The sequence below is a fragment of the Marinilabilia sp. genome, from assembly GCF_016278715.1.
Lineage (GTDB): Bacteria > Bacteroidota > Bacteroidia > Bacteroidales > Marinilabiliaceae > Marinilabilia.
Map to the genome: position 1 here is coordinate 1 of NZ_JADQBH010000091.1, position 10,855 is coordinate 10,855.

Annotated in this window: 9 protein-coding genes; 7 read left to right on the forward strand and 2 right to left on the reverse strand. The window is 43.0% G+C overall.

The genetic code is table 11. The annotated features are described in order from the left end of the window. Positions 1 to 585 precede the first annotated feature (585 nt). The 3 genes from QZZ43_RS05650 (at position 586) to QZZ43_RS05660 (ending at position 2,785) form a co-directional block, all read left to right on the forward strand. Positions 586 to 1,014, forward strand: coding sequence for a hypothetical protein (locus tag QZZ43_RS05650; protein ID WP_291856953.1), 429 nt, complete (start codon positions 586 to 588; stop codon positions 1,012 to 1,014). 67 nt (positions 1,015 to 1,081) lie between these two features. Next, positions 1,082 to 1,825 carry an SDR family oxidoreductase gene (locus tag QZZ43_RS05655; RefSeq protein ID WP_291856954.1) on the forward strand — a complete coding sequence of 248 codons (744 nt, stop codon included), beginning with the start codon at positions 1,082 to 1,084 and terminating at the stop codon, positions 1,823 to 1,825. Positions 1,826 to 2,116: 291 nt separating this feature from the next. Then, positions 2,117 to 2,785 (forward strand): transposase, encoded by a 669-nt coding sequence (locus QZZ43_RS05660; RefSeq protein WP_291856955.1) that lies wholly within the window; start codon positions 2,117 to 2,119, stop codon positions 2,783 to 2,785. 106 nt (positions 2,786 to 2,891) lie between these two features. On the opposite strand, the gene QZZ43_RS05665 is transcribed toward QZZ43_RS05660, so the two are convergent. Continuing rightward, a complete protein-coding gene (locus tag QZZ43_RS05665; RefSeq protein ID WP_291856956.1) occupies positions 2,892 to 4,481 on the reverse strand; it encodes a C69 family dipeptidase in 1,590 nt (529 codons plus the stop codon). A 54-nt stretch (positions 4,482 to 4,535) separates the two neighbouring features. Here QZZ43_RS05665 and QZZ43_RS05670 point away from each other — a divergent pair, with 54 nt between their 5' ends. From QZZ43_RS05670 to QZZ43_RS05680, 3 genes are all read left to right on the forward strand, one after another. Next, entirely contained in the window at positions 4,536 to 4,715 is a 180-nt protein-coding gene (locus tag QZZ43_RS05670) for a hypothetical protein (protein WP_291856957.1), read from the forward strand. 289 nt (positions 4,716 to 5,004) lie between these two features. Beyond that, complete coding sequence (locus tag QZZ43_RS05675; protein ID WP_291856958.1) at positions 5,005 to 5,988, forward strand: aldo/keto reductase; 984 nt, start codon at positions 5,005 to 5,007, stop codon at positions 5,986 to 5,988. Next, positions 5,985 to 6,761, forward strand: a complete 777-nt coding sequence (locus QZZ43_RS05680; RefSeq protein ID WP_291856959.1) for a type 1 glutamine amidotransferase domain-containing protein — start codon at positions 5,985 to 5,987, stop codon at positions 6,759 to 6,761. Before QZZ43_RS05675 ends, QZZ43_RS05680 begins: the two co-directional genes overlap by 4 nt. A 273-nt stretch (positions 6,762 to 7,034) precedes the next feature. Here QZZ43_RS05680 and QZZ43_RS05685 read toward each other — a convergent pair whose 3' ends face one another. Further along, positions 7,035 to 9,473: a glycoside hydrolase family 9 protein gene (locus QZZ43_RS05685; protein ID WP_291856960.1), complete on the reverse strand. Its 2,439-nt coding sequence runs from the start codon at positions 9,471 to 9,473 to the stop codon at positions 7,035 to 7,037. A gap of 956 nt (positions 9,474 to 10,429) precedes the next feature. Here QZZ43_RS05685 and QZZ43_RS05690 point away from each other — a divergent pair. Beyond that, positions 10,430 to 10,855 (forward strand): aldehyde dehydrogenase family protein (locus QZZ43_RS05690; RefSeq protein ID WP_291856961.1); only part of this gene is annotated, 426 nt, incomplete at its 3' end.

Sequence of the window (10,855 nt, forward strand, 5' to 3'; positions counted from 1 at the left end):
AAATCCGAAAACTCGCTTCGCTCAAACAATTCGGATTTCTTTACGAAAAACAATCTGATTTTCTTAACGGAATTTCTTTGATGCGAACCTACCTCTGAGCTGGGTAAAGTATTCATAACGCACATAAATACAGGATTTCATTAAATCCGTTTCATTTTAGTCGGACAGTAGTGTTCTTTTATCTAAAAATCTAACGGTCTATTGTGAAAAAAAGCATATTAGTTTAAAACAGCGTAATTTTTTTTGGAAATACAAAAGGACTCAGCTCCCTGGAATAGTGTGAACAATGCTTTCGTCCAAACATTGTGTCCCTGCAACTCTGCGCTTAGAGTTCAAATCGACTCGTTGCTTAACTCCCTCATATCCAATAGATGAAGTTAAAAGTCATCCTTTTTCAAATCTTTGGTCGGTTCATGTCGTACGATAACGAACACTTGTGTGTTATGCAATCGAACAATGTTGAAGGGTGAAAAATAAAATTAAGCATCATAACAAGCAGTAATACAATTGATTGCTGTTTTTGGTACGCCTCTTGATTAAACCTTGTCAGCAACACAATTACTTAACTAAACAGGAGGATTGGAAATGAAAACTTCAGTAATTTTTTCAGCAATGATTTTGGCAGTTTCAATAAATATTAATGCTGCCGAAAACGAAGAGAAACCTTTAAAAGGTTTGAAAGAGTACAACAACGCAAGTTTGTTTGCTTCTTTGGAAAGGGTGGAAGAAAATTTGATTACCCTTGCCCCCTGGATGTTGGATGTTGAGTTCTTTACTGAAACCGAAGAGTTTATGGAAATTGAAGATTGGATGCTGGATCCTTCCACATTCAAAAATCCAGGGACACCAGAAAAAGCTTTTGTATTGGACGAGTATTTTACAGAAGACTATGAGGAAGAAGTTTTGGAAATTGAGCCTTGGATGCTTTCAGTAGAATCATTTGATCTGGATTATTTTGAGGCCGACTATGAAGAGCCAATGCTTCCAATAGAAGACTGGATGTTTAACTTCTGATTCGTTTGGTGGCTTTTTTTGAATAAAGTTCTTATCTTAACCTAAGCGGATATAACTAAGAACTTTTATGGAACATAAGCTGAAAGAAAAACGTGCCATCGTAACAGGGGGAGCCAATGGAATAGGAAAAGCCATTGCCATTGCGCTCGAAGAGGCAGGTGCAAAAGTATGGGTGGTGGATAAGGACAAAGAAGGTCTTAATGAACTCAGAAAGCATTATCCCTGGATACACACAACACAACTTGATTTGGCGGATGCCGATGAGATTCTAAAATTCTTCAGGCAAATTGAAGTAGAATGGCGATTTGCCGATATTCTGATTAACAATGCCGGTTTGAGCCGGTTTAAACCGCTCGACAAATTAACGATTGAAGAGTGGGACTACATCATCAACAGCAATCTTCGTGCAGCTTTCATTTGCGCCCGTGAGTTTTCCAAAATGCATGCCAATGGTCAATACGGGCGCATCATCCAATTGGCTTCAACTCGTCACTTAATGTCGGAACCCGGAGGGGAGGCCTACGGGGCATCCAAAGGGGGGATTGTTTCTCTGACCCATGCGCTGGCCAATTCGCTGGCAGGTACAGGAATTACAGTCAATTGCATCAGTCCCGGATGGATTCATACCGGCGACCCGGAAAAGCTCCGGCAGCGTGACCATGCACAACATCCCAGCGGTCGGGTGGGCAAACCTTCCGATATTTCATCTCTTATTTTGTGGCTTTGCATCCCGGAAAATGATTTTGTGAATGGAGAAAATATCTACATTGATGGAGGGATGACCCGCAAAATGATATATGAGGAAGGGTGATTTCTAAATCGCCCTTTTTCAAGTACAGGTGATTTCTAAATCGCCCTTTTTCAAGTACAGGAGATTTCTAAATCGCCCTTTTTCAAGTACAGGAGGTTTCTAAATCGCCCATTTTCAAGTACAGGAGGTTTCTAAATCCCCCTTTTTCAAGTACAGGAGGTTTCTAAATCGCCCATTTTCAAGTACAGGTGATTTCTGAATCGCCCTTTTTCAAGTACAGGAGGTTTCTAAATCACCCATTTTCAAGTACAGGAGGTTTCTAAATCACCCATTTTTGTTTAACCCAACCCTATGAAAAAAGAAATATACAGGTCACATCTTCCACACTTTCATACCCCAGGAAGAAAATATTTTGTGACATGGTGTTTGAAGAGTGCTGTTCCCAACTTGGCGATAAAAAAGTATTCATCAGATCTTGAGAGCTTAAAGAAAAGAATTGAGTTGTTGGAACAAAGAGATGCGCCATCCGAAACTATTGATTCTGCCAGAAAGGAGTATTATATTCTGAGAAAGAATAATATTTCATTTTTTAATAAAATGCTTGATTCTCAAAAAGAACCAAAGGTTAATTTGGGGGAAACAACACATACTGATATAGTCTCCACAACGCTTAAATATTGGGAAGAAATTAAAATAACCAATATTGCTTTTTCCATTATGCCCAATCATATTCATTGGGTTTTGAAAACATTTGAAAAAGATCAGGATAACGAATTGGTTTTTTTGCAGGATGTTTTGAAATCGGTAAAGCAATACTCGGCAGGTAAAATTAACCGTGCTGCAAATCGTTCAGGAAGGTTATGGCACAGAGAGAGTTTTGATGTGACAATCAGGAACGAGTCTCATTTGTCTAACGTAATCCGATACACATTAAATAACCCTGTCAATGCGGGATTAGTGAAGCATTGGTCGCAATGGCCCGGGAATTGGTGCAAAAAGGAATATCTTCCTTGTTTCTGATTTGAAGGAATATCTTTTTATTTTGGGAGATGGGCTTCCGGTAATGTGCGATTGGGAAATCGCACATCCGGGAAATCGCACATCCGGGAAACCGCCCTTCCTGATATCAAAACTTTTCATCATACTTAGTCCAAAGGAAATCGCCTAATTTCCAGGCTTCATTAACTACACGATTTCCCCATTTCTCAGTATATCGGGTCAGGTGGTCAATGGTATGGTTTGTGCGCATACTCATGGCTTCCTTTTCTGCCAGGCGCTGGCTTTCGAAGACTTCTTTCTGAAGCGGAATCAGCACACTGTCCACATCGTGACGCATGTCGTTCCATCGTTGTGAAGCCAATGTGCTTAGGCGGTTGAATGCCCACCAGGCCGACTGCCGGCTAAAGCCTTTTCGTCCTGGGACTTTGTATGAAGCAGGAAGGTCTGTTATACTGCAATAAACAGGGATATAAACCGATGTAGCCACATTGTCCTGAGCCAGCCACACCAGTCCACCTATCTCGTTGGGCAGCCAGTCACGGCTCTGGGTAATGGTAGCGTACATGGTGTACCAACGGGCGATGGTGCGTTCGCCCAAATCGCCCCAACCTCCGTGGATATTATGAATATCGTAGGCGTCGTAAGGCATAAACGGACTTGCTAACGGGTGTGGAATGGTATCGCCCGCTTCGGTCACTTTTTTAATGTGAGCAACCATATCGTAAGGGGTTCCTTCGTAGTAATCCTTGAAAATTTCAATCATCTTTTCCAGGGTTACTTTCTTTGCGGGCTTTACGGAGAACGGATAATCGCGTGCCTCGGGATCCAGCCCCAGCGAAGGATTCATCATGGAAAGGGCACGCCATTCACGGCGACGGGCGGCCATAGACTCACGACTCTCCGGTGCGTAGGCATCAGCAAAACGGAACGGGCCGGTGGCCTGATTCCACCACATGCTGTCGCGCGCAACCTCGAAAATATTGTCGGAAGCCATGAAGTAGTCCGGGTTTTCCAGGTCAATTTCCTGAATTCGTGCTGCGTTGGCATTGACACTCACTTCTTCATCGGGAACCCTTTGTGCTACCCAGATGGCTCCTTTTTGCCCTTGACCGGAGCCTACAATCTCCATGTGCCAGACCTCTTTGGTGTCGGCAATGGTCAGGCATTCCCCAGCATCGTTCCAGCCATGCTTTTTAAGTAGTTCCCCTCCTGTTTTAATGGCATCGCGGGCGGAAGAGGTTCTTTGAAGCATCAGCTTAATCAATCGCTGACAATCGATAAGTCCCTCATCCGATTGGAGGGATTCTCTTCCTCCAAAAGTAGATTCGCCAATAGCCAGCTGCTGCGTATTCATGCACGGGTAGGCTGTGTTGATGTAACCGAAGGTCTCCCGAACCTGAGGGATTTCTCCAATGGGGATGTGCTTGTATGCGGGCATAGGTCCTGAATCGTCCGCCTCGCGCTTGTACATGGTCAAATTATCCCGGCGTCCGTGCCGTTCGGCCGGAACAATATTCATCCAGGAGCGGGTGCGGTGACTGTCGTCGGTGTGTGAGGTCATTACGGAGCCGTCGAACGTGGCCTGTTTGCCAACAGTAATGGAGGTACAGGCTTCCGGGACGCCATTTTTATAGTCGGGTTTATCCTGGGCCCCGGCAGAAATGGAAAGAGTAAAGAAGATGATTAAAGTCCCTATTGAAAGATGATTGCAAAGCATAAAAATGAATTTTTATTGTTGATACCAGGGGACGGGATAAGGTGAGCAAAAATAATGAATTTTCCGGAAGAAAGAGAGAAGGTAAGAAGAAGGTTGAAGGCCGAGGAAGGAAATGTGCAGAGGGCATGGGGTCTCTTAAATCTTCCTAAGGGGGACTTTGTGCATGGGGTAATGAGGATGGGGCATGAAGCACAGGGAATTGACTGGTCACTAAATGTACAAAAACGAAATTAGTGGCAAATTGAAAGAAAAAATTACCTGTCAAGCTTTTTTTTGCCTTTCCGGGCTCCTGAATTGAACTTACATTGTTGTTTTTCGTTGCTAATAATAGCAATAGTGAGGCGAAAAAGTCCAAATGTAAAGACGCTATGGCGCAAAGGTTATATTAACAGAGAGTTATGTTGACTGTATGTCGTTTTGAAGATGGTTTGTTGTTAATTGCTGGTAGGAGTTTGGAGTATTGTAAATATTACGATTAAAAAAAATATAATTGGTGTCCGGTCAGTATAAAAAAATAAACACTATGGAATACAGATATTTGTCAGACACAGATTTGAAATTATCGGCGATAACATTTGGCGCCTGGGCTGCAGGCAGCTGGATGTGGGGGAAAACCGAGCGTAGTGATGCCATCGCGGCCATGAAGGCAGCGTATGAATATGGCGTTACCTCTATTGACACAGCTCCCATCTATGGTCAGGGAACCAGTGAGGAAATTGTTGGGGAAGCGATCCGGGATATTCCCAGGGAAAAAGTTCAGATTCTGACCAAGTTCGGATTACGTTGGGATTTACCAAAAGGAAAGTTTTACATGAAGACCAAAAATAATGATGGTCAGTTTATTAATGTTTACAAATATGCCGGAAAAGAGAGTGTGATTGAGGAGTGTGAGAACAGTCTGAAACGATTGGGAACCGATTACATCGATCTCTATCAGATTCACTGGCCCGATATCACCACACCGCTGGAGGAGACCTTTGAGGCTGTGGAACGATTGATTGAACAGGGGAAAGTCAGATATGCCGGTGTGTGCAATTATGATGCTGAGTTGACAGAAAAGGCCAATAATCTGGTCAAAATCACCTCCAATCAGGTTCCTTTTAGTATGGTGAACAGAGGTATTGAGGAGGAGACGGTGCCCTGGTGTGTCAGAAATAATAAGTCCATCCTGGCATACAGTCCTATGGAGCGCGGATTGCTAACAGGAAAGATGAAACCTGGACAGAAGTTTGCAGAGGGCGATCACCGGAAGATGCATCCTTCGTTTGAGGATGAGAACATTATCAAAACCAATGTATTTCTGGAGACCATTAAACCGATTGCTGATAAGCATGGAATAACTCTTTCTCAGTTGGTGTTGCGATGGACGCTGGACCGCGAAGGGATAACCATTGCTCTGGCAGGAGCCCGGAATGCAGAGCAAGCTGTTCAGAATGCTAAAGCTGGAGACGTTAATCTTGCGTCGGAAGAATTGAGTTTTATTAACCAAAAAGTAAAAGAATTATGAAGTGGATGATTTTGAGTGTTGTATTTGTTCTATTTGGTACAAATTCAATTACCAGAGGACAAACGATTCAGCAAACAAATGACAAAATTTTGTTTGTATTGACGAGTCATGAGAAACTGGGAGATACCGGGAAAGAGACCGGATTTTATCTTTCGGAAGCTGCACATCCCTGGGAAGTACTAAAAGGGGATTATCAAATAGAATTTGTAAGTCCAGAAGGTGGAAAAGTTCCGGTGGATGGGTTTGACCTGGAAGACCCCGTAAACAAAAAGTTTTGGGAAAATCCACAGATACAAACAGAGTTGAATAATACCATGAAACCCTCGGAGATAGATCCGGCTGATTATGTGGCCATTCATTTTGTGGGAGGACATGGCACAATGTGGGACTTTCCGCAAAACGAGGCGTTGGCTGAGATTGCCTCTAAAATCTATCAAAATCAGGGAGTTGTTAGTGCTGTTTGTCACGGACCTGCAGGGCTTGTGAATATTAAACTTTCGGATGGTTCTTATCTGATTAAGGGCAGGAAAGTCGCCGGATTTTCCAATGCTGAAGAAAAAGCCGCCGGACTAACAAAAGTGGTTCCGTTTCTGCTTGAGGATAAATTAATAGAGAGGGGCGCCAATTACTCGGAAGGAGAAATATTTACCGAACATGTGGTGCGGGACGGACGCTTGGTAACAGGCCAGAATCCGCAATCAGCAAAAAAAATGGCAGAGGAAGTTCTGGAATTGTTGAAAACCAAAAATAACAGACAGTTGTATACTAATTAGTGAAATAGAGGGGGTGTTTTTCGATTAAACCGAAAAACACCCCCTTTCCAATTCAAAACCACAATAATGTCAGTAATAAAAATTAGTGAAAGAATTTAGTAATTGTCACCCTGGAAATGGAGCATTGTAAGTGAAGCAAAACAATCTAAAGCTTTGCCGTCCAACGAACCGCTCAATCAGGAAAAAAATGTTTCACAGGTACTTTGCCCCGCGCTCCATGCCCCTGCATTTGCCCCAGGTCCCCCTTGGGGAGAATTATGGGGCTCTTTTCCCTTACTTAAAATATTTGTCCACGGCCAGCACCAGAAACATAAAATTGGTGGAGCCTCCTCCCATTACATATTCGGTTTGTTGCCAGAAATAAGGCCACTCTTTGAGTTCCGGTAAATCGGGACGTATAAGTGCAGTTCCGGATACCACCCCACCCGGGATGTATGACCAGTCGGCACGGTTGACCCCATATCCAACCTCCACAGAGTTGCTGCCCACTCCTGATGCAAACGAGATGGCCTTATCGCCGGGATGATGCCCCAGCATAAAGTTTAGTGCGTTTAGGAACATTTCGGGGGTCGTAACTTCAGGCCATGCCTTATGCAGATAATATTGTTCTACGCCAAATCGCTGAATGGTCCAACCATGTCCCCAGATATGCGGTTCGTAAGGAACACCAAAGGGAGAGGCGAGGGATTCTTCCAGCGTCTTTTCATAGCTTTTTTCAACTGCGTAGGTTAGTTTTTCTTTGAATTCCTTGTTCTGAATGATGGGAAGAGCCTTTCCTAAATACCAGGCCGATTGTGAAGCATTCTTAATGATTTCGTCCTGCATTTTAAGCAGCACAGCTTCAAATTTTTTGTCACCTGTTGTAATCAGCAATTCACTGGCCAGACGAGCTTTAACGGGATGGTTGTCTAATTGTGAAGCAGAGGTATTCCAGAGAGCTAATGCAATGGTTTTGCATTCCTCTGACAATTCAGGATTGTGATTCTTTAAAGCCCGGGAGGTAAGGGCTAGTCCGGCAGCCACGCGACATTCACGTACAGGATTCTCTTCAGTAAATACCATCCGGTCATCGCGGTTTTCTTCTCCCATTTGAGGAGCCCACTTCTGATTGTCGGTCATAGCAGCCCCATCACCCAGCAAGACGTATTGTTCGAGCGTAGGACAGATTATTCCCCGATACAGCCGGCCCATTGATCGGTAAGCTCCAAGAATACTGGCAAGTCCGTGTTCTATTTGCTGTACCAGGTCGTTTTTTCCGTCGGCCTGATGAATTTCCACATGTCGGTTTTCCAAATCAATGGAGGTGGCATCGTAATCCAGTTCAAATTCTTCCAGCATCATGGCAAGCAATTCCACGGTGCCTATTTGCGACTCCACACGAAGATCGTAATCTCCCGCATCGTGCCATCCGCCATGATTGAGATTGGGAACCTGGTCGTATGGTTCAAACGCTGTCAACGTGGAAGAGCCTTGAACATAACCATCGAAGTGGTTGAAATCTGTGGGAGCCATCAGTGCATCGTCCAGATGACACAAGTCGTGCCATACCCGGTAATGGTCTTCCACACGCATGTGACACATTTGAACTGGCAGGAAATAATCTATGACGGGTTGCCAAACATGCCGTTTCAATACATCGGTTGAGATCTTGAAAGGGGTGCTCTTTTCCCCGTTTAATTCGACCAGATACATTCCTGCTTCTTCAATTTCAGAGAAATCAACCGTAAAGTAATTGTACCTTAAGAATTGGCCCCATAATTCGGGTTTTTGTCTGCTGACTTCTACCGTTCCCTCAGGGGAAGTCTTCATCAGTCGGATTTCGGGAAGTTCCCCGGTTTTTTTGTCTGTTTCAATAACGATTTTCTTTTCCTGGAGAGGGTGATAACCCACCTGAGAGAGATGGATGACCGGTTTGTAAGTGTAATCTCTCACAACGCTTGGGGTAACGGTCCACTCAATGGCATTTTGGGTTTTCCCTGCAGGAAGGGTTTCCCGAATAATAAACCACGCATTGTTGTGATTTCCCCTTCCGTCGTAAAGTTCCAGTTGACCATCACTCTCAAAGTTGATGCGTTGCAAATCATTTTCAGGAACGATGGTAAGCTGTTTTCCTTTTGCCAGATGTTGAGTGATAAAGTGGTCCTGGTCTTTCAGCACAGGTCCATTGGCCTGTAGCGGAAAAATACCGGTTTCTCCATCCATTATGTAGCTTTTGCCAAACAGATGACCGGGGAAAAGCTCCAGATTGAAACCTACTTTCCCTGTCCATTCCAGTGGCAAGGGTTCTTCCAAATCGACACTTATTTTAAAGGAGCTGTTTTCCAGTGCAGAAACGTTGACTTTGTATTTTAAGATCAGATCGGGATAGGTGATAGGGTTGAAACCTTTTAGATGTCGGCTTGAATCGGGAAACCAGAGATACCGGGAAATGGTTTCATTTTCTGCATCAATAATTTCCTTGCCGGCAGCCGGAATGGGTGACCATTGTCCGGGGGATACTTCCAGCCGGATATCCCCGTTTGCTGCTACACGTTGCCCATGTTGAATGATGGTCACACCAGTCTGATGTCCTTCGGGATAGATGTCTGCAAAAACAGTCACATTGAGTCCGGGCATCTCAAAATAACCCTTCTCATTCAGAGCAAGGGATGGCTGGCCTGTGGCATTACCCGACAATACGATGGCCATAAAAAGCAAAATATAGAATCTCATAACTCAAATGGTTTTATTAGTTGTGTGCTTAAAGATAGTGTATTCTGGATACTTTTAGAATTTGTTGATTTGTGGTGTACAAACAAAAATGACTAACCATTCCTGGAATATTCGAATATCCGGATTTTCAGTGATTTTTCCTGTGGTGGTTAAGTGCCAAATAAACAATTACATAATGGATGTGTTGGGCTGTTCGAATTATAATATAAATTGAAAATAAGCAGGATATTTCTTGGAAGTGTTCAACGTAAGAAATACTTTTGTCGTGCAGAAACAAAAAATAGTACTAAGCATTCTACAGTTTTTACTGCTTTCTCGTCGGAGAAGTAGAATTAATCCCACCCGTTAAACTGTTCTAAGGTTAATTAAAAACATTTTGATAATGCCAGTTCTTTTATCAGTACTTTTAAAAACTGTTTTTCGCGATAAGTTTTTGTTGAAATTCTTATCTCTTCGGTTTCATATGTCAACCATCCTGTAATTTCAGATACGGGGTAGTTTCTTTTCTATATTTTATTATCAAGTTCCATCCCTGCATTGTTTGAGTGCAGAATCTCAGAAATTTTCTACCACGAATCTGAATGCATGCAACTATTGCTGCGTGTTTCCATGTCATGCTCATGCTGTAATTGTTGTGTTGCGCCATTTTCCATTTTTCTATTTCAAAGACTTTTTTTCTGGGTATAGGTATATAGTTGTCTAGATATCTATGCGCTATATTTTGTAAGAAAATGAGGTTTGTTTTTTCAACAGCCAATATGGTTATTTGGTTGAATATGTGAATTTAACAACTCGTTTGATATTATACAATTCGTATAATATTAATATTCAGAATTTTAATACAAGTAAAGAGTTAAGGTCAATCGATTGAAGGTTAAGGGTTTATGTAGTCCTGATGGCCTAAAGTGAGTTTTGAATTCTTAATAAACAAAAGAAAAAATATCATGAATAAACGAATGAATTTTTATAGAGGTCAATACCAAAAAGCTACCTCAAATTTCTTTTTTGAGAATATTAATCCTGCCACAGGAGAAAAAATCTGTGATGTAGAGGCATCCTCCGAAAAAGATGTTCAGGAGGCCATTACATCGGCCACTGAAGGGTTTAAAGTCTGGTCAAAAGTGTCTGCTACAGAGCGTGGTCGTATTTTGCGTAAAGCAGCCGATTTACTGAGAGCACGCAACGAAGAAATTGCTAAAATTGAGGTCGCAGATGTGGGAAAACCTCTCTCTGAAGCCATTGAAGTGGATGTAATGACCGGTGCCGATGCATTGGAATACTTCGGGGGAATAGCGCCTTCCATCCATGGTGAACATTACGACCTGGGAAATACGTTTGCTTTTACACGAAGGGAGCCGCTTGGTGTTTGTGCCGGTATCGGG

Bases quoted from the DNA above. Each gene is read 5' to 3' on its own strand.
- QZZ43_RS05680 (WP_291856959.1), top strand. From the start codon at position 5,985: ATGAAGTGGATGATTTTGAGTGTTGTATTTGTTCTATTTGGTACAAAT.
- QZZ43_RS05665 (WP_291856956.1), bottom strand. From the start codon at position 4,481: ATGCTTTGCAATCATCTTTCAATAGGGACTTTAATCATCTTCTTTACT.
- QZZ43_RS05660 (WP_291856955.1), top strand. From the start codon at position 2,117: ATGAAAAAAGAAATATACAGGTCACATCTTCCACACTTTCATACCCCA.
- QZZ43_RS05650 (WP_291856953.1), top strand. From the start codon at position 586: ATGAAAACTTCAGTAATTTTTTCAGCAATGATTTTGGCAGTTTCAATA.
- QZZ43_RS05675 (WP_291856958.1), top strand. From the start codon at position 5,005: ATGGAATACAGATATTTGTCAGACACAGATTTGAAATTATCGGCGATA.
- QZZ43_RS05685 (WP_291856960.1), bottom strand. From the start codon at position 9,473: ATGAGATTCTATATTTTGCTTTTTATGGCCATCGTATTGTCGGGTAAT.
- QZZ43_RS05655 (WP_291856954.1), top strand. From the start codon at position 1,082: ATGGAACATAAGCTGAAAGAAAAACGTGCCATCGTAACAGGGGGAGCC.
- QZZ43_RS05670 (WP_291856957.1), top strand. From the start codon at position 4,536: ATGAATTTTCCGGAAGAAAGAGAGAAGGTAAGAAGAAGGTTGAAGGCC.